Raw genomic sequence first — 17,546 nt, 5'->3', positions numbered from 1 at the left:
GCTGGCTCACCACGGGACCGGCTTGCCGAAGCGGTCGAGGAACTGCAGGCTGGGGGCGCCTGCCTGCGCTTCGAGGACGTCCACGACGAACGGAACGCTCTCCTCGGGCCGCAGCGGCGCGTCGAACCCGCCGAGCCGGGTCTGGTTGTGGCCGGGGTCGATGAGCAGCTTGGTGTGCCCGTCGTCGGCGTGCCGGGTGGCGTAGCTGCGCATCAACTGGTTCAGCGCGGCCTTGCTGGCCTTGTAGAGCTCGTAGCCGTCTTCGGTGTTCATCGAGATGCTGCCCTGCTCGGACGACATGACCGCGACGGTTCCGCCGGGTGCGACCAGCCCGCGCAGAGCGTCGAGCACGCGCAACGGGCTCAACGCGTTGGTGATCATCACTTCGGTGAACATGCCGGTCGGGACCTCGTCGATCGGCAGGTTGCCGCGGTCGATCGCGGCGTTGACGAAGAGCAGGTCGAGCTGCTTGCCGGTAAGGCGTTCACGCAGCGCGGCCAGCTCATCGGCGCTGGTCATCTCGAGTTGTTCGACCGTCAGCCGACCGTTCGAGGCATCGGCGTTCGCCCGCAGGTCGCCGCCGCCCTGCCGGGTCGTGGCGATGACCTGCCAGCCGCGGCGGGTGAGCTCGTCGGCGAGGACGAGCCCCAGCCCCCTGGACGCCCCGATGACGAGTGCTTGCCGGATGGACACGGTTTCTCCTTGGTGGTACCGGAATCTTGTCTAGACGCGACGTTGCGTCTAGACAATAGCACGGTACCGTGGCCGCATGACCACCGCGAACCGCAGGACACACTCCGGCAGCCGCCGCGACGAGGCGGCGCGCGAGGCCGTGCTGCACGCCGCGGACGATCTGCTCGTGGAGCACGGCTTCAGCGCGCTGACCGTCGAGGCGATCGCGCGTCGCGCCGGTGTGGCCAAGCAGACGATCTACCGCTGGTGGCCGTCGAAGGTCGAGGTCCTGCTCGACACGTTGATCGAGGACAGTGCCAAGCGCCTGCCTGTGCCCGTGGGCGAGGCCACGGCGAAGGACATCCGCGGGTATTTCCGCAGGTTCGCCCGATTCGTCACCCGTGACCCGGCTGGACAGGTCCTGCTGGCACTCATCGCCGAGGCGCAGCACAACCCGGGCACAGCGAAGAGTTTCCACGCGCGCTACCTGAGGCCACGCCGCGAACAGGAGCGCGCCATGATCGCCAGCTGCGTCGACGCGGGCGGGATCTCCCCTGCTCTCACCCCGGACGCCGTGATCGACGCCATCACCGGCCCGGTCGTCTACCGCGCGCTGACCGGCACAGGCGTCCCACGCGGGCTGGTGGACGCCCTGGTCGACGACCTGCTCAAGCCCCGTTCCGGGTGAGCAGGTCCCGCACCGCCAGTTCGACGTCCCTGCGTCCACTGGTGGCGTCCAGGTCGATGGTCACGCCTTCGACGAAGGACGTGACCACCCGTGGATCCACATAGGATCGCCGAGCCACCGCCCTCGTGTTGCCGAGGTGCCCGGCCACCTGGTCGAGCACCGCGGCTTCCGCGCGTTTGAAGGCTGTCTTGGACGCGGGCCGCTCGGCTCGGGCGAACTCCACGGCGGCGACCACCGTCGCGTTCCAGGTCCGAAGGTCCTTCGCGGTGAACTCCTCCCCCGTCAACTCCTTGAACCTGGCGTTCACCGAGTCGGCCCGGACCTCACGCCACTTCCGGCCCTCCCGGTACACCAGCAGCCGGTCGGTGTCGGCGGTTGACCGGCGCAACGCCCTGATGAGCTTGGCCAGCTCAGCGTCCTCGATCCGCAACCGCCGCTCTATGCCGCCTTTCGCCGTGAAGCAGAACGCCAAGCCGCCCTGGGCGATTGAGACGTCGTCACGCAGCAGCGTCGCCACGCCGCGACTGTCGTCGGAGTACTCCTCACCGCCGGTGCGGAACACACCCCGGTCGAGCATCCGCAGCGCCCCCGCGTGAACCCGCGCGCACGTCAGTCCCCGGTCGGCCAGATCCGCGTCGACGGCCTTCCGGAACCCCGGCAGGTGCTCGACCAGCTCCAGGACGCGTTCGAACTTCTCCTCGTCCCGCTCCTTGCGCCATTGCTCGTGGTAGATGTACTGGCGGCGGCCCGCGTCGTCCACACCGACGGCCTGGATGTGGCCGTTGGGATGCGGACTGATCCAGACCTTGCGCCAGGCAGGCGGGATCACCAGCCCGGCGCACCGTTCGCGCACCTCGACGTCCACCGGCGCACCCGTGTCGTCGAGGTACTGCCAGTTCTTGCCCCGGCGCCGCCTGGTCAGTCCCGGCCCAGCCGGATCACTACGCCGCAACCGCATCCCGCACCTCCCGGATTCGCGTCTACCAAGTACCCGGGTCGTTTCGCGGGTAACCCGAGGCTTGGGCAGTCACATCAAGGTGCCGGATGACCGTGGTGTGTGGTGGCGTGGAGGCTGCTCAGCAGTGCGAGGGCGTGCGCGCTGGGCGTGGCGGGTTCGGCGTGGTAGACGATCAGCTGCTGACCGGGAGCACTGCGCACGTCGAATGCCTGGTACATAAGGGTAAGCGGGCCGACGTCGGGGTGCACGAGGTGTTTGGGTTCGCGGGTCTTGCCGCGCACGTGGTGGGTTTCCCACAAGGCGCGGAAGTGCGCGCTGCCCTCGGTGAGTTTGGCCACGAGGTGCCGTAGGCCGGGGTCGTGCGGATCGAAGCCCTCGGCCACCCGCAGGTTCGCCACGGTGGCCTGTGCGGTCCAGTCCCAGCGTGCGTAGAACTGCCGTCCTGCTGGGTCGAGAAAGGTCATGCGAGCGAGGTTGTCCACCCTGCGGAATGGCGAGAACAGCGCGTCGGCGAGGGTGTTGGTGGCCAGCACGTCCAGGACGCGGTTGAGCACGAAGGCGGGGGTGTGCGGGAATCCGTCCATGAGTTGCCGCAGTTCTGGGCTCACGATGTGGGGCGTCGGCGCCGATGTGTTGTCCGGCGCGGCGCCGGCGAGTCGGTACAGGTGCTCGCGGGAGTCGGGGTCCAGATCCAGCGCCCGGCAGAGTGCGTCGAGCACTTGCGGGGACGGGTGGGTCTCGCGGCCCTGTTCCAGGCGGGTGTAGTAGTCGGCGTTCACCCCGGCGAGCACGGCGACTTCCTCGCGGCGCAGCCCGGTCACCTTGCGCCGGCCGGAGTAGAGCACGCCCGCGTCCTCTGGAGATCGTTGTGCGCGGCGCGCTCGCAGGAACACACCCAGTTCACCACTGGCCATGGCACCAGGGTAGGTCGTGGTCCGTCCAGTTGGGTGGGTGCCGCACACCCAGTCACCACACGTCCTTCCGTCACCTCCGCCCATTGCCGACGCTGGACGGTATGACAAGTGATATCGACGTGGTCGGCGAACTGGCGGGCAAGGTCGCGCTGGTCACCGGCGCGGCTCGCGGGGTCGGCGCGGCCACGGTCGCCTGGCTGCACGCCCGCGGCGCGCGGGTGCTGGCCACGGACCTCCGCCCCGAAGTGGACGACCTCACCGCCCGGTTCGCCGGTGTGTCCACTCTGGTCGGTGATGTGTCCGGAGAGGACACCGCAGCGCGGTCGGTCGCCGCGGCGGTCGACCGGTTCGGCCGGCTCGACATCCTGGTCGGCAACGCCGGTCGATCGGTGAACAAGCCCATCACCGAGACCACCGCGGCCGACTGGGACGAACTGATGTCGATCAACGCCCGCGGGGCGTTCCTGCACGCCCGGGAGGCATTCCGGGTGATGCGCGAACACGGCGGTGGTGTGATCGTCACCGTCGGGTCGTTCGCCTGCACCGTCGGGCTGGCCGATGCGGCGGCCTACAGCGCGTCGAAGGGGGCGCTGGCGCAGTTGACCAAGGTGCTCGCGCTCGAGGGCGGCCCGTACGGCATCCGAGCCAACGTCGTCGCCCCCGGCGTGATCGAGACCGACATGCTCGACAACTTCCGGGCCGACAGCAGGGAGTACCTGCGCTCCTTCGGCGACGCCCACCCCATCGGCCGCGTCGCCCAGCCCGAGGAGATCGCCGAGGTGATCGGTTTCCTGGCCTCACCCCGTTCCAGCTTCATCACCGGCGCGGTCGTCGCCGCCGACGGCGGTTACACCGCGGCCTGACTCCCGGCAACCACAACGAGAGAGAAGAGCACACCATGACCGGACGCCTCGCCGGCAAGGTCGCGTTGATCACGGGCGCGACCGGCGGCATCGGACAAGCCACCGCGGAACTGTTCGCCCGCGAAGGAGCCAGCCTGGTCGTCACCGACATCGCCGGGGACACCACGGAAAAGCTCGCCGCGTCCCTGGACACCGATGTGCTGGCGATCCGGCTGGACGTCTCCTCGCCGGAGAGCTGGAGCGAGGCGATCGAGGCGACCCGGCGGCGCTTCGGCCGCCTGGACGTGTTGGTCAACATCGCCGGTGTCGTGGACTGGCCCGGAATCGAGGAGACCACGATGGACGGCTGGGACCGGGTGGTCGCGGTCAACCAGACCGGCACCTGGCTCGGGATGAAGACCGCCATGCCACTGCTGCGTGCCTCCGGCAACGCCTCGGTCATCAACACCTCCTCGGTGCTCGGCCTGGTCGGCAGCGGAGCCGCCGCCGCGTACCAGGCGACCAAGGGCGCGGTGCGGCTGCTGACCAAGACCGCTGCCGTCGAGTACGCGACCCGAGGCGTCCGGGTCAACTCGGTGCACCCCGGGGTCATCGCCACCCCGATGATCCAGGACCTGCTCGACGAGCAGGGCGACCGGCAACCCGACATCGTGCGCACCCCCATGCGCCGTGCAGGCAGCCCCGCCGAGGTGGCTCCCACGATGCTGTTCCTGGCCAGCGACGAATCCTCGTTCGTGACCGGAGCCGAACTCGTCGTCGACGGTGGACTCACCGCGCACTGATGCCCCAGCCCGGTCCGCGCCTCAGCCAGGGCACGGTGGTTCGTAAGGCAGACCCGGCAGGTAGCTGTCCCACTCGGCTCGGGTGATCGCCGTCTGGACGTGGTCGCAAGCGCGGGCAATGGTCTGCTCGAAGTCGGTGTCCAGCAGCTGGACAGTGCTGTCCCAACTCCCGGTGGCCAGCGTGCGTCCGTCCGGACTGAAGACCACCACTTCCACCGCGTCGGTATGGCTGGAGAGGGTGACCAGCCCGGTCGCGCGGTGGGGGTCGGTGACGTCCCACAACCGCACGGTGCGATCGTCGCCGGCGGTCGCCAGGGTGCGCCCGTCGGGGCTGAAAGCCACTGTGTACACGCCGTCGTTGTGGGCCGTGAGCGGGGGCAGCGCGATCGGCCGGCGAGGGTCGGTGACGTCCCACAACCGCACGGTGCGGTCATCGCTGGCGGTGGCCAGGGTGCGCCCGTCGGGGCTGAACGTGACCGCGTGCACCCCCTGGTCGTGGCCGGTGAGGGTCGCCAGCGCCGAGGGATGCCGACGATCGACGATGTTCCACAGCTGGACGACGGCCTCGTCGCCGGCTATCGCCAGGGTTCGTCCATCGGCGCTGAAGGCGATCTCGTAGAGGGCTTCGGCGTAGCCCGTGAACGTGGTCAGTTCGGCGGGCTTGCGGGGGTCGGCGACGTCCCACAACCGCACGGTGCGGTCGTGGCCCGCGGTGGCCAAGGTGCGCCCGTCCGGGCTGAACGCCACTGCGGCCACCGCCTCGGTGTGGCTGGTCAAAGTGGCCATCATCTGGTGTTGGGGATCAGCCACGTCCCACAGCCGCACGGTGCGGTCGAAGCTCGAGGTCGCCAAGGTGCGCCCGTCCGGGCTGAAGCCCACCGAGTAGACCGGCTGGGTGTGGCCGGTCAGGGTGGCGAGCTGCACCGGAGCCCGGGGATCAGCGATGGTCCACAACCGGACAGTGTGGTCATCGCTGCCCGTGGCCATGGTCCGGCCGTCGGAGCTCAAGGCCACCGCGATGACCTCGCTGGCGTGGCGCACCACCGAGAGCGGCAGAGTGCTGAGCAAACCGTCGCGGGTGTGGGTGGAGGGTGCCAGGCGGTAGGCGGCCAGGCCGAGCTGGACCGCCAGGTCCGGGTTGGTGGGGTACAGCGCGGCGGCTTCACCGGCCACGACCTGGGCACGGATGGCGTTGCGTTGCGCGGTGGCGTTTCTCTCCGCTCGCACGGCGAAGACCGTGGCCGTGACGGCGAGCAGCGACAGGACGCTCAGCAGCACGACCAGCCGCCGGAGCCGGCGGCTGCTCCTGACCTCGGCGGACCGGCTGGCCTCGACGAACTGGTGCTCGCGCGGCGACAACGCGGTGTCATGCGTGCTTGTCCAGTCGAGGGTCAGCGCAAGACGCGTACCCCGGTACAACGCGTCGGCATCCCTGCCGACTGACTCCCACGCATCCGTGGCGTCGGTGAGCTGGCGGTGCAGGCGCAAGCTCTCGCGGTCGTCGTGCAACCAGCCGTGCAGGCGGGGCCAGGCTCGGATCAGCGCCTCGTGCGTGATCTCCACCCCGTCCTGGTCCCGGGTGAGCAGCCGCGCGGCGGTGAACGCCTCCAGCACGACCGCGAGGTCCGGGTCGTCGCCCAGTTCGGTGATGTCCAGCCGTCGTTTGGTGTCCTCGGTGCCCTTGCCGAGTGCGACCAGCCTGCCGAACAGCGCCCTGGCCAGCTGCTGCTGGGCCTTGTCCAGGCCGGTGAACACGTCTTCCGCGGTACGGCTCAACGCGCCGTCGAGCCCGCCCGCGGCCTGGAAACCGCTGACCGTGAGCCGGTTGCCGCTCCGGCGGGCCCACACCTGCAGCAACACGTGCGACACCAGCGGCAGGACACCTGGCCGGCCATATGCCTGCGCAACCAGGTCCGCCACCAACGCGCTTTCCACCGTGCATTTCATCCGCCGCGCGGGCTCCGCCACGGCCCGGCGCAACTCCTCCGCGCTCATCGCCCCGGCAACCACCTGCCCGTCCGGCATGGCGTCCAGCAGCGCCGGATACGCCGAGCAATGCGTGAAGAAATCCGACCGCATACCGAGCACGACCCGGCACCGGCTGTCCGGCGTGCTGGCCGCGGTCGTCAGCGCTTTGATGAACTTGGCGCGCTCGTCCTCGTCCTCGCACAGCGCGAACACTTCCTCGAACTGGTCGACGACGATGACCATCGTCGCGTCGTCGTCACAGCCGTCCAATGCCTGCGCGACGAGTCGATGCAGCCCTCGGTCGTCCCGCAGGCACTCGTCCATCACCGCCCCGGCGGTCATGCCGAGCATCGACCCGAGCCGCACCGAACAGCGCTCGATCGGACGAGCTCCAGGGGTGAAGAGCAGCACCGTGTCTCCCGCCGCGGTGAGAGCGGGCACCACGCCCGCACGCATCACCGACGATTTACCCGAACCGGACGCGCCGAACAGCAGCACCATCCGCTCACGATCCAGTTTGCTGATGATTTCGTCGACAAGTCGCTCGCGTCCGAAAAACAGATTCGCGTCGTCCGGACCGAATGCGCGCAATCCCACATAGGGCGCACCGGTGACGTTTTCGTCGGACGGGGTCGTCGCGGATTTTCCGTTGAGCTCCACCGCGACCGCGTGCCAGCGCTGCTCCCAGTCGGCCTCGTCACCGCCACAAGCCCGGACGAACGCCAAGGTGACCGCACGACTCGGCAACTTCCGCCCGCCTGCCGCCTCCGACAGCGTGGTCGCCGAGTAGTGGGCCGCGCGGCCCATCTCGCGGTACGAAGGCGTACCAGCCTTCGTACGCAGCAGGCGCAGGTCAGCGGCGAACTCCACGAGCGGCGAACCATCACGGACAAGCGTTTGTTCAACACGCGGCACGATCGACCATCCCCCGAGCAGTGCGACGCTGTTGTCAGCGTCATGGTGTCAGGCAGCCTGCCTCCCGGCGCCTGACAACCGCAACCGCATAGACAACCTTGCGTGGATGTCACGTCGGTGCCCGTCCACATTCGCCATGACGTTCTTGTTTCGAAAATGGGAGAACGGTTTTGACTGTTTCGCGATCGCGTTCGATCACCCGGTTCACGAGCCGTGTGGCGCTGGCCGCCGCCCTGGGGGCGGCCGCGCTTGTCAGCGGCCCCAGCATGGCTTCCGCAGCCGACGTCCAGCCCCTGTACTGGTCGAACAAGTGCGACGCCGGGAGGGCCTGCGTCTCCAAGGTGTCCGGTGACACCTGGAACATCGAGAAATGCGGGGTGAGTGGCCTCAACGACTATTTCGGCTGGGCCAAGTCACACGGAAACCCTTTCACGATCTACTTCGAGAACGGCAGCGTCGTCCATCTCTGGGCCTGGGACAACAAGTCGTTCCCGAACAACACTCGGGCAAGACAAGTGAACGTGGAGTGCTGAGGTTGACGACGTCGACACCAGCGCTGGTGTGATGGGGTGAACGCGCAGGTGTCCCGGACCGCGTAGTCCGGGACACCTGTCGGATGACGACCGGTGTGCGACGGGGACTCATTGCCTGCTTCGCTGAACCGCACCGGTGTGGATGTGTTCGAGCGCGTCGAGCATCACTGTGCGGGCGTGCCAGTCCAGCCAGGTGGCCACTTCGGTCGCGGCGTGCTCGAGCCGGGCGCACTGCAGTCTGGACGGCGCGAAGCCGCGTTCGGCGTGGTACGTGGTCAGCACCCCGAAGAATTTTCGCTCGTCGGACAGCAACGGGGTGCTTTGCGTCGCTTGGATGCCCGCGTCCAGCAGCGCGCATCGGATGTCGTCGGCGAGTCCGGGCGCCGCGGTCACATCGGGGACGACGGCCACGGCGGCCTTCTCCTCAGCGGTCGCCGGGTTCTCCGAACTGGCCAGGCGGTCGGCAAGGGCAGGCGACACGTTCAGGGTCAGTTCCAGGCGCAGTGCGTCATCGAGGCCGTCCGCCAACCGCACCGATGCCGCTGACGCCTGCATGTAACACGTGGCCGCTTCAAGCAACGAGTTCAGCACCGCACTGCGGTTGCCCCTGTGCTGTGGTTGCTGCGCGACGAACGACAACGACGGCGCGGGTCTTCTGGCACGGCCAGGGAACCAGACCTGTCCGTGCGGCGGATGCGCTTCGAGCAGCGCTCTGGCCAATGTGTACAACCGGATGTTGTGCCGCTGCGCGCTTTCCCGCAGCAGGCCGAACGTGGCCGCCGAATCGGGCAGCCGGTAGCGTTCCTGGACCACGCCCAAGGCTCTGGCCACCACCGGTCTGGTTCGCAACGCCTCACGCAGACCGTAGATCTCCTCCTGCAACCCGGTCGTGTCCACGGCTTCGGGCGGCTCGGCCGTCACCTCGCCGGGGCTTTCGCTGGCGGCGATCGCCAGTGGCAGGCTCTGGAAGAGCCGCAGGTCCTCGGCCGCGTGTGCCGCGCCAAGGACCCTGCGCACCTTGGGGCTCGACACGACGGTGAACAGGCGACGTCCCTGCGAGGTCAGCCGGGCGGTGTGTTCGACCAGGGTCCGGACGCCGCGCGCGCCGAGGACGTCGACCCTGGACAGGTCCACCACGACGTGCCGCGCCTCAGCCGGGAGCCGGGTCCTGAGGTAGTGGTCGAACGTCCGGCTGGTGTCCGTGTCGATGTCGCCGACGATCCGGACGACCAGCACGTCATCCGGGCACCATTCGGTCATCACTCGTAGCGATCCGGGGGAACGGGACATGGTTGACTGGCCTTCGCGGACCATGACGGCTCCTTGGCATCACATACTGACAAGGCCACGCTGCTGGACCTGAGACAATGCACACCATAAACCCGCGCCCGGCACCTCGCTACGCGAACCGGTTCCCGGGTAGACCGGTCGTCGTCCCGCATTTCGGAGCGGTCACCACGGCGGCCGGGAGCCGTGGCTCCCGGCCGCCGTGCCGATCACCTCAGCCGGTAGGCGTTGGTGATCGTCTGCGTCACCGCGTTACCCGCAGTGTCCTGCGCGGACAGCCGCAACGAGACGAACGGCGACTGGCCGAACAACGGCGCCCACACGAACGCGCGCCACTTCGCACCGTCCTTGAACACGACCTGGTTGTGCCAGGTGCGGCCACTGTCGAACGACGCGGACACAGTGACCCGCCGGACGTCACCGCTGATCCCGGCCGGGCGTTCGACCTCGATCGGGACCTCGGTCGGCAGCACCCGCCACGCGTCGTTGTCCTTGCCGAGGTTCGGCTTGGCCCGCAAAGCGATCAGCGGCAGGGTGGCCGTTTCGTCCACATGCGACGAGCGGAACCGCCACGACGTGCTGACCTCCTTGGACAGTTGCGCGGTGGAGTCCTCCTGCCGCTTGGCCTCCACGGTCAACGTGTAGTCGCCTTGCTCGGCGGGGACGCCGAAGGTGACCGGGCCGCCGTCCGGGAAGTGGTAGTGCGGCACCCTCGGAACGGAGCCGATCTCCTTGCCGTCACGCTCCAACCGGGTCCGCCCTGCCGCGGCCGCGTAGCTCGGGCCGTCGCCGTTCGACGCGAACATCGGGAGGATGACGCTGAGCTCGTCACCCTTGCGGACGGTCTGGGTCACGTACTTCAGCGACGGGCCCGCGACCGCGCGGTTCCAGTCCTCCCGGTACTGCCTGCCCGGCTGGTAACGCGCGGACGGCCGGTACTCGTTGATCTCGGCGTAGTTGCCGTTGCTGCTGCTACCGCCCACAAGCAGCTTCTTGAACCACACGAGATCGCCCGCGCTGTAGAACTCCTCCCGTGTCGCGGGGACCTGGGTGGCCGAGGTGAACCACCAGGTGTCGTTCACGTTCGTCTCGTTGGCATACGGCGAGGGCAACGTGTGCAGCTTGGCCCACTGTTTGTCGCCGCTGCTCGAGTACGTGGCATTGACCTTCGCCAGTTCGTGGTCACGCACCCGGTACTTGGACACGTCCGGCACCCGGCCCTTGTTCGGGAACCGCAGGTTGTACACGTACGGGCTGTTCTCCGTCCTGCCGTCCTTGTCCTGCTTGCCCATCTGGGTGATCAGCAGGAACGAGAAGTCCGGCACGTCCGTGGTGGTCTCCTTGACGTACGCGTAGGTGTCGTCGTTGAAGATCCGCGTCTGCCACCAGCCATGGGCCACTGATCCACCGCTGGTGACCTGTTCGGTGAAGTCGATCATGTCGCCGCTCGACCGCGCGTCGGGGCGGTCGGTGCGGACGGTCACGGGTTTGGCGCCGCGTGCGTCCAGCGAGACCTCGGTGTCCTTGTCCACAGCCACTCCCGGCGCGGCGACCAGCGACGGGTTGGTGAACTCCCCGTTGCGCACCTCGTCGATCTGCGTCATGAACATGTACCGGCCCTCCGGCAGCCGGATGACGCCACCGCCCTCGGTGATGCGGTAGCTCTCGCCGAGGCCGCTTTGAAGGTTGGTGACGAACAGCACGCCGGTCGCACCCTTGCCGTCGGGACCGTTGCCCTCACGCCCGGTCAGCTTGACGTTCACGTCGTACTGCCTGCGTTGCAGGTCGGCGCCGACCAGCGTGCGCACCGAGACTCCGTTCGCGGACGTGGCCACCAGCGTGCCGCCGTAACCCTCACGCGGCCGCTGGCCCTGGTCGAGCGTGGCCGTGACGGACGCACTGCCGCCCGCGGGCACGGTGACCTTGGACTTGTCGAGGGTGACCAGGCCGTCGGCCGCGGGTTTGCCCAGCGCATCCCGCATGTCCAGCTTCAGGTCGAGGTCGACCGGTGCCGACCCGGAGTTGCGGTACACCAGCTCGCGGGTGACCGGCTTGGATGCCGAGTCCCACGGCAAGGTGCCGAACGCGACTGTGCTGACGTTCGCGTCGACCGGCTGCGTGCTCACCCTCGCCACGTCGACGCGGCCCGCGCCCTGCTGGAACGGGGTCAGTCCGTCCGTCGGCTTCGCGGTGCCGGTGAGCGCGGCCTTCAACCGGTCGCCCGGCCAGTCCGGGTGCTGCTGGGCCAGCAGTGCCGCCGAGCCCGCGACGTGCGGCGTCGCCATCGAGGTGCCCGACATGGTCTGGTAGTGGTCGTCGACGGGGTTGTTCGCGGGGACACCGGCCGCCCGCGCGGCGACGATGCCGACACCGGGCGCGGTGATCTCCGGCTTGACGGCGTTGTCGTAGTTGCGTGGTCCGCGGCTGGAGAAGTACGCCAGTTTGTCGGTGCGGTCGACCGCACCCACAGTCAGCGCCGCGTCCGCGCTACCCGGGCTGCCGACGGTGTACGCACCGGCCTCGCCTTCGTTGCCCGCGGCGATCACGAACAGCACGCCTTTGTCCGCGCTGAGCCGGTTGACCGCTTCCTCGCCTGGGTCGACATCGGGGGTGTCCCCGCCGCCGAGGCTGAGGTTCACGACCTTCGCACCCTGCTCGACGGCCCATTCCATGCCGCTGACGATGCTGGAGAGGCTGCCGCTGCCGTCGGCGCTGAGCACCCTGCCCACCAGCAGCTGGGCATCCGGTGCCACGCCCTTGTACTTCCCACCGGACGCCGCACCGGACCCGAGGATGGTCGACGCGACGTGTGTGCCGTGACCGTGGCCGTCGACCGGGTCGTCGCCGCCGGTGAAGTCCTTGGCAGCGGCCACCTTGCCCGCGACGTCGGGGTGGGTGGCGTCGATGCCGGTGTCCAGCACCGCGACTTTGACGCCCTTGCCGGTGAACCCGTTCTGCCACGCCGTCGGCGCGCCGATCTGCGGCACGCTCTGGTCGAGGTTCGCGCGGACCTTGGCGTCCAGCCAGATCCGGCGCACGCCGCCCTGCGCGGCACGCGCCCCGGCCCCCTGTCCAACCACAGTGGACCAGAACTCGCCTGCTTTGTCCTTGTGCTCGACCACAGCGGTCGCGCCGATGCTGCGCAGTTCCCGGACCGGTGTGGTCGCGGGCAGCGCGGCGGCGGCGAACCGCGGGTCGCGCTGGACGATCAACGGCAGCGTCGGACGCGAGTCGTCGAAGCCGTCGGCGAGCAACTTGTCCACACGGAACAGTCGCTTGTCCAGCACTCCACTCAGGACGAGCGGAAGCGCGTCCGCGGGGTAGACCGACCAGCCGGACTTCTCGCGGATGCGGTGGAACCCTACCCGCTCGCGGCCCACGCCCGGCGTGATCGAAATGGCAGGAAGTTGTCCAGGTCGCTCGAGGGCGGCGACCTGGTCACCGGTGATCAGCGTGACGGTGCGGGACTGACCGGTCGGGTCATTGCCCACGTCACCGCCGGAATTCGTGGATGCTGGTGCCGCGGCGGCGGACTGTGCGGTCGCGACCCCGACCACGGTCACCATGAACAGACTGACAAGGCCACGTGCTCTTCGACGCACGGGTGTACCTCCAGATGTGCGAAGTCGGGAAAACGGGTGACAACGTTGTCAACAGAGGGCCTCGTAACACCTCTGAATGAAATGGTTCAGCTGAATTCGTTCGGAGAAATCCGAACGCTTCTTCCCGACCAACGCGACAGTAATGCACGGCTGACCAGGAGTAATCGACCGAGCGGACGAAGATCACGCAGCCGTTCGGTCTAGCGGACAACGCCAACGGCCCGCCAGGAGGTACACCTCCTGACGGGCCAGGCCCGGGCTTTCCGGATTGCGGGCTCGTCAGAACCGCACGGGGAACGACCTCGTGGCACCGCGGTAGTCGAGGACGCGGCTCTTCAGCATCCCCATCTGGTGGTTCTTGCCCGCCGTGATGGTCACGGTCGCGTCCTTCAGGTCACCCGGCACTTCCCAGTACAGATCACCGCCGATGAACTGGTGCTCGTGGTCGATGTCGCCGTCCCGCAGGCTGTCCGCGTCGAACCGCTCGGCCGGAATGCTCTTGCCGTCCGCGGTGGTGACCACGAAGCTCTTGGGGTCCAGCACGGTCCGCCAGGTGTTGCCGCCGGAAACCTTGGTGTCCAGTGTGAGGAAAGCTCGGTCCACTGCCGACGGGAGCAACATCTCGCGGTCCGGTTTCTCGATCGCGTAGCTGAGCCGGGCCTTGCTGACGTCGACGATGGTGGGATAGTCCCCGTCGAAATCCAACCGGCCCGATTCGTCGTACAGCGCGAACGGGAACGACAAGCGCTCGACGACATTCGTGGTGACGGAGGTGCTCCCGCTCTCGCTCTTCGCGTCGGGCCGGTAGAGCACAGCGGGAGCCGGGCCGACCAGTTCACCACTGACCAGCGACACCTGCTGCTTCAACGCACCGGTGCTGAGCTCGAGTGAGACGTCCTTGGCGCCCTTCGGAACCGACATCGCGAACGTGTTCTCGCCCCTGTCCAGCGCGTCTGGGTCGAACACCGTGCGCGACCCGTCAGCCAGCACGGCCACCGCACCGCAGACGGACGAACGCTCTGATGCCGGCTGTTCGGTGGAGCAGAACTTTCCGTCCAGGCTGACCTGCGCGACGATCAACCTCTGCCCCGGCGCCGCCTGGTTGTCCCCGTTGTCGGTGCTGACGAGCTGAGGAGCCGCCGTACCCAGCAACTGCAGTCGGCTGCCGAGTCCGGCCACAACGGTCTTCGAGTCCTTGAGGGCGGGGATGGTCGATGACAGTTTGATGATCTGGTTGGCCCGCATGGCAGGCGCGGTGATCGACTCCGTTGGCGTTGGCCCCGGTGTTTCACCGCATCCGGAGACGACGATCCCCATCGTCGTCAGGAAAGCCGCCACAAGCACGTGGCGACGCGGAAACCGCTGGTCCATCTGTGTTGTTCCCCCTTGAAACACACCACCGACGAGCATGATGCGGTCCACGGTAGGGCCGATCGCGGACCCCGGTGACGGGCGTTCACCCCACAAATGTGCGCCTGCCTTAGTTTCCCGGAATCGCCGGACGTGCGCGGCGGTTGTACGAGATCACCGAGACACTGGGAGACTCGATGTCATTCGCTGCTCTGCCCCGAGTCGCCTCATGGCGGCATCTGGCGGCCCGTGAGGGGTTCGAAGTCGCGTTCTTCACCGAGGAAGACCGTGGGTGCCGGGTCGAAGGAACCACCACGGCCACCGAGGACGGCGAGTCCTGGATCGTGGACTACGTCATCCACCTGGACGAGTCGTGGTCGACCAGGTGGGCGCGGGTCACCTGCCGCAGCGGCGGTGCCACCCTCGCCACGCGGATCGAGGCGGACGGCGACGGTCACTGGCTACACCGCACCGGCGTTCGACTTCAGCTGCCGCCTCGTCTACGACAAGCACGGCCTCGTCGTCGACTATCCCGGTATCGCCTCACGTGTCCGGTGAACGAGTGAGCGCTCGCTGACCGGCGTCGTACTCGGTCAACGCGACGCCGACCGCGGCGGCGACGGTCATCTCGAAGATCTCGTCCTGCGTGTGACCGGCCGCGGCGAGGGTTTCCATGTCGGCGTCGGTGACGCGGTAGGACGATGCACGGACCTTCAAGGTGTAGGACGACCACGGCTCGGTGAGCGAATCGCCCGTCGCCGCGGCCTTCCGGTCGGCCGGATCCGTGTGGCCCGGACCGTCGAGCACGGCGTGGCGGAGGTTCTCGACCAGGTCACCGCGGTCGACGGTCCGGGCGCCGCCTGCCAGCAGGAACCCGGGGAACCGGTAGCCGAACCGGTGCAGCGCACGAGTTCCGCTGTGCAGTTGACCTTCGCGCAGTTCGTAGCCGAAGGCGTTGGCCAGGCGGTTGACGACGTTCCACACCACCCGGACACGCAGCGCTTCCATGATCGCCCGGTCCGGCACGCCCCGACCGCGCAGACGACCGGGATCCGCGGCGCCGTCGGAGAGAGCGTCGAGGAAGTCCAGTACGGCGGTGAGTTCCGGTCGTGCGGATGCGGTGTCGTCCGGATCGATCTCGCCGGCGGCGGCGATCCGGGTCAGCTCGGCGTGCGTGTCGGCGCAGAACGGGCAGCGGTGGCGTTGGGCGGTGCGCATCGCCAGGTACTCGCGTTCGCCCGCCGTCCAGTACGACTCGCCGCGCATCGCGGTGGCGCTGAGGTCCAGCAGCGTCCGGGTGAGGAAGTCCGGCCGGTACACCAGCATCTTCACGATGTCCGGCGAGTCCACACGGGACATCTTCGATGTCGCGCCGAGGAAGAGCCGGGCGCGCAGCCGGTGGCCATTGTCGAGAATAGACAGTCTCATGTGGTCACCGCGCCGGGCTGTTGTCGACGCCGGGTACGTGGGCGACCGGCCGGACCTCGATCGAACCCGCCTCGGCCATCGGGCACAACGCGGCCAGTTCGAGCGCTTCGTCGAGATCACGGCACTCGAGGACGTAGTAGCCGCCGAGGTGCTCGTGGGTTTCCGTGAACGGGCCGTCCGTGACCAACGCTCGGCCGTCACGGACGCTGACCGTGGTGGCGGTGCTCTCGCCGGGCAACGGGTCTCCCGCCACCAGCGCGCCTCGGCGGCGCAGTTCGTCCGCGAACGCGTTCACCCTGGTCAGCGCGTCGGCGAAACCGGGGTCGTCGGGCGCGGGCCGGTCGCAGTTGTAGATCAGCAGCAGGTAGTGCACGTGTCCTCCAAGCTCAGGTCACGACAAGGACGGCCGGATCCCGCCGATCTCGACAGCGCTGACGATCAATTCGGCGGCACGGTCGATGTCCTCCTCGACGCTCCAGCGACCCAGCGACAACCGCAACGCGGCGAGGCTGCGGTCAGTGTCGAGCCCCATCGCCGTGAGCACTGATGACGGCTCGTGGGTGCCACTATGGCAGGCCGATCCGGTGGACGCGCAGATGCCAGGTTGGGCGGCGAGCAGCGCGTGCCCGAGGGTGCCGTCGATGCTGATGTTGAGGGTGTTCGGCAGCCGGGCGTCTGCCGGGCCGTTGAGCGTGACCCGGCCGGGCAGGGTCTGCCTCAGACGGTCGTGCAGCCGGTCACGCAGCCGACGGATTCGGTCCTGCCCGCCACCGTCCAGGTCGGCAGCGGCCAACTCGGCAGCGGCCCCCAGCGCGACGGCCATGGCGACAGGCTCAGTCCCGGCGCGCAGTCCACGTTCCTGCCCGCCGCCGTAGACCAGCGGTTCGAGCTGGACACCGGCACGCACATACAGCGCGGCGATCCCCTTGGGCGCGTACATCTTGTGCCCGACCACAGTCAGCAGGTCGACGCCGAGCTCAGTGACGTCCACCGGGATCTTGCCGACGGCTTGGGCGGCGTCGCAATGGAACAACACACCGCGGTCGCGGGCGATGCGGGCCAGCTCGCCGACGGGTTGCAACGCGCCGGTTTCGTTGTTCGCCAGCATGACCGAGACCAGCACAGTCCGGTCAGTCAGCGCCGCGGCGAGATCCGCCGGGTCGACCACACCATCCAGGCCCACCGGCAGATACGTGACCTCCGCGTGGTGCCAGCGCCGCAGGGCCTCGCAAGCCTGGAGGACGGCTGGGTGTTCGGCGCGTTGCGTGATCACGTGCGGCCGATCGGTTCCGCAGGCCAGGACCACGCCCCGAAGCGCGAGGTTGTCGGCCTCGGACCCGGATCCGGTGAACACGATCTCCTCGGCCGACGCACCGATCAGGGCAGCGACCTGCGCGCGGGCACAGTCCAAGGCGGCACGTGGTTGTGTGCCGTAGTGGTGAACGCTGGAGGGATTGCCGAATCCGTCACGGAGAAACGGCAGCATCGCGTCCACGACCGCCGGGTCGACGGGCGTGGTGGCGTTGTAGTCGAGGTAGATCGGCCCCTCGGCCATGCTTCCCTTCCTCAGAGCGCAGACTTCAACA

15 protein-coding genes are annotated in these 17,546 nt (G+C 68.4%); 5 read left to right on the top strand and 10 right to left on the bottom strand.

The window, feature by feature from the left end:
• Positions 1-6: 6 nt before the first annotated feature.
• A complete protein-coding gene (locus ALI144C_RS06725) occupies positions 7-693 on the bottom strand; it encodes an SDR family NAD(P)-dependent oxidoreductase (RefSeq protein ID WP_076986128.1) in 687 nt (228 codons plus the stop codon).
• Between the two features lie 76 nt (positions 694-769).
• On the opposite strand from ALI144C_RS06725, the gene ALI144C_RS06720 reads away from it, so the two are divergent.
• Positions 770-1,360, top strand: a complete 591-nt coding sequence (locus tag ALI144C_RS06720) for a TetR/AcrR family transcriptional regulator (RefSeq protein ID WP_076986127.1) — start codon at positions 770-772, stop codon at positions 1,358-1,360.
• Here ALI144C_RS06720 and ALI144C_RS06715 read toward each other — a convergent pair.
• Together ALI144C_RS06715 and ALI144C_RS06710 are read right to left on the bottom strand one after the other, a co-directional pair.
• Positions 1,341-2,318, bottom strand: coding sequence for a DNA topoisomerase IB (locus tag ALI144C_RS06715; protein ID WP_076986126.1), 978 nt, complete (start codon positions 2,316-2,318; stop codon positions 1,341-1,343). The genes ALI144C_RS06720 and ALI144C_RS06715 overlap by 20 nt on opposite strands.
• A 74-nt stretch (positions 2,319-2,392) precedes the next feature.
• The gene (locus ALI144C_RS06710; RefSeq protein ID WP_076986125.1) at positions 2,393-3,232 is read right to left on the bottom strand and encodes a helix-turn-helix transcriptional regulator; all 840 of its coding nucleotides are present in this window, start codon (positions 3,230-3,232) and stop codon (positions 2,393-2,395) included.
• A gap of 101 nt (positions 3,233-3,333) precedes the next feature.
• Between ALI144C_RS06710 and ALI144C_RS06705 the strand changes: the two genes are divergently transcribed.
• Both ALI144C_RS06705 and ALI144C_RS06700 read left to right on the top strand, forming a co-directional pair.
• Positions 3,334-4,095 carry an SDR family NAD(P)-dependent oxidoreductase gene (locus tag ALI144C_RS06705; protein ID WP_076986124.1) on the top strand — a complete coding sequence of 254 codons (762 nt, stop codon included), beginning with the start codon at positions 3,334-3,336 and terminating at the stop codon, positions 4,093-4,095.
• Positions 4,096-4,130: 35 nt separating this feature from the next.
• Positions 4,131-4,877, top strand: a complete 747-nt coding sequence (locus tag ALI144C_RS06700; RefSeq protein WP_076986123.1) for an SDR family NAD(P)-dependent oxidoreductase — start codon at positions 4,131-4,133, stop codon at positions 4,875-4,877.
• Positions 4,878-4,898: 21 nt separating this feature from the next.
• Here the strand turns inward: ALI144C_RS06700 and ALI144C_RS06695 are convergent, their stop codons facing one another.
• Positions 4,899-7,715 (bottom strand): nSTAND1 domain-containing NTPase, encoded by a 2,817-nt coding sequence (locus ALI144C_RS06695; protein ID WP_202818865.1) that lies wholly within the window; start codon positions 7,713-7,715, stop codon positions 4,899-4,901.
• Between the two features lie 260 nt (positions 7,716-7,975).
• Between ALI144C_RS06695 and ALI144C_RS06690 the strand changes: the two genes are divergently transcribed.
• A complete protein-coding gene (locus ALI144C_RS06690) occupies positions 7,976-8,293 on the top strand; it encodes a hypothetical protein (RefSeq protein ID WP_076986121.1) in 318 nt (105 codons plus the stop codon).
• Positions 8,294-8,401: 108 nt separating this feature from the next.
• On the opposite strand, the gene ALI144C_RS06685 is transcribed toward ALI144C_RS06690, so the two are convergent.
• The 3 genes from ALI144C_RS06685 to ALI144C_RS06675 all read right to left on the bottom strand — a co-directional run bounded on the left by ALI144C_RS06685 (position 8,402) and on the right by ALI144C_RS06675 (position 14,553).
• Complete coding sequence (locus ALI144C_RS06685) at positions 8,402-9,607, bottom strand: STAS domain-containing protein (protein ID WP_083752784.1); 1,206 nt, start codon at positions 9,605-9,607, stop codon at positions 8,402-8,404.
• A 182-nt stretch (positions 9,608-9,789) separates the two neighbouring features.
• Positions 9,790-13,182 carry a S8 family peptidase gene (locus ALI144C_RS06680; protein ID WP_143230461.1) on the bottom strand — a complete coding sequence of 1,131 codons (3,393 nt, stop codon included), beginning with the start codon at positions 13,180-13,182 and terminating at the stop codon, positions 9,790-9,792.
• A 279-nt stretch (positions 13,183-13,461) separates the two neighbouring features.
• Complete coding sequence (locus ALI144C_RS06675; protein WP_143230460.1) at positions 13,462-14,553, bottom strand: hypothetical protein; 1,092 nt, start codon at positions 14,551-14,553, stop codon at positions 13,462-13,464.
• Positions 14,554-14,729: 176 nt separating this feature from the next.
• On the opposite strand from ALI144C_RS06675, the gene ALI144C_RS06670 reads away from it, so the two are divergent.
• Positions 14,730-15,098 (top strand): putative glycolipid-binding domain-containing protein, encoded by a 369-nt coding sequence (locus tag ALI144C_RS06670; RefSeq protein WP_237774015.1) that lies wholly within the window; start codon positions 14,730-14,732, stop codon positions 15,096-15,098.
• Here the strand turns inward: ALI144C_RS06670 and ALI144C_RS06665 are convergent.
• The 3 genes from ALI144C_RS06665 to ALI144C_RS06655 are packed head-to-tail and all read right to left on the bottom strand — an operon-like array spanning position 15,076 to position 17,515.
• Positions 15,076-15,960, bottom strand: coding sequence for a hypothetical protein (locus ALI144C_RS06665; protein WP_076986116.1), 885 nt, complete (start codon positions 15,958-15,960; stop codon positions 15,076-15,078). The two genes, ALI144C_RS06670 and ALI144C_RS06665, sit on opposite strands and share 23 nt — an antisense overlap.
• A 4-nt stretch (positions 15,961-15,964) precedes the next feature.
• Positions 15,965-16,333 carry a YciI family protein gene (locus ALI144C_RS06660; protein ID WP_076986115.1) on the bottom strand — a complete coding sequence of 123 codons (369 nt, stop codon included), beginning with the start codon at positions 16,331-16,333 and terminating at the stop codon, positions 15,965-15,967.
• A gap of 18 nt (positions 16,334-16,351) precedes the next feature.
• The gene (locus ALI144C_RS06655) at positions 16,352-17,515 is read right to left on the bottom strand and encodes a cysteine desulfurase family protein (protein WP_076986114.1); all 1,164 of its coding nucleotides are present in this window, start codon (positions 17,513-17,515) and stop codon (positions 16,352-16,354) included.
• Positions 17,516-17,546: the final 31 nt, after the last annotated feature.

The sequence above is a fragment of the Actinosynnema sp. ALI-1.44 genome (assembly GCF_001984155.1).
Classification (GTDB): Bacteria; Actinomycetota; Actinomycetes; order Mycobacteriales; family Pseudonocardiaceae; genus Kibdelosporangium.
This window is presented reverse-complemented; position numbering and strand designations above follow the sequence as displayed.

Bases quoted from the DNA above. Each gene is read 5' to 3' on its own strand.
- ALI144C_RS06720 (WP_076986127.1), top strand. From the start codon at position 770: ATGACCACCGCGAACCGCAGGACACACTCCGGCAGCCGCCGCGACGAG.
- ALI144C_RS06715 (WP_076986126.1), bottom strand. From the start codon at position 2,318: ATGCGGTTGCGGCGTAGTGATCCGGCTGGGCCGGGACTGACCAGGCGG.
- ALI144C_RS06710 (WP_076986125.1), bottom strand. From the start codon at position 3,232: ATGGCCAGTGGTGAACTGGGTGTGTTCCTGCGAGCGCGCCGCGCACAA.
- ALI144C_RS06705 (WP_076986124.1), top strand. From the start codon at position 3,334: ATGACAAGTGATATCGACGTGGTCGGCGAACTGGCGGGCAAGGTCGCG.
- ALI144C_RS06700 (WP_076986123.1), top strand. From the start codon at position 4,131: ATGACCGGACGCCTCGCCGGCAAGGTCGCGTTGATCACGGGCGCGACC.
- ALI144C_RS06685 (WP_083752784.1), bottom strand. From the start codon at position 9,607: ATGGTCCGCGAAGGCCAGTCAACCATGTCCCGTTCCCCCGGATCGCTA.
- ALI144C_RS06675 (WP_143230460.1), bottom strand. From the start codon at position 14,553: ATGGACCAGCGGTTTCCGCGTCGCCACGTGCTTGTGGCGGCTTTCCTG.
- ALI144C_RS06670 (WP_237774015.1), top strand. From the start codon at position 14,730: ATGTCATTCGCTGCTCTGCCCCGAGTCGCCTCATGGCGGCATCTGGCG.
- ALI144C_RS06665 (WP_076986116.1), bottom strand. From the start codon at position 15,960: ATGAGACTGTCTATTCTCGACAATGGCCACCGGCTGCGCGCCCGGCTC.
- ALI144C_RS06655 (WP_076986114.1), bottom strand. From the start codon at position 17,515: ATGGCCGAGGGGCCGATCTACCTCGACTACAACGCCACCACGCCCGTC.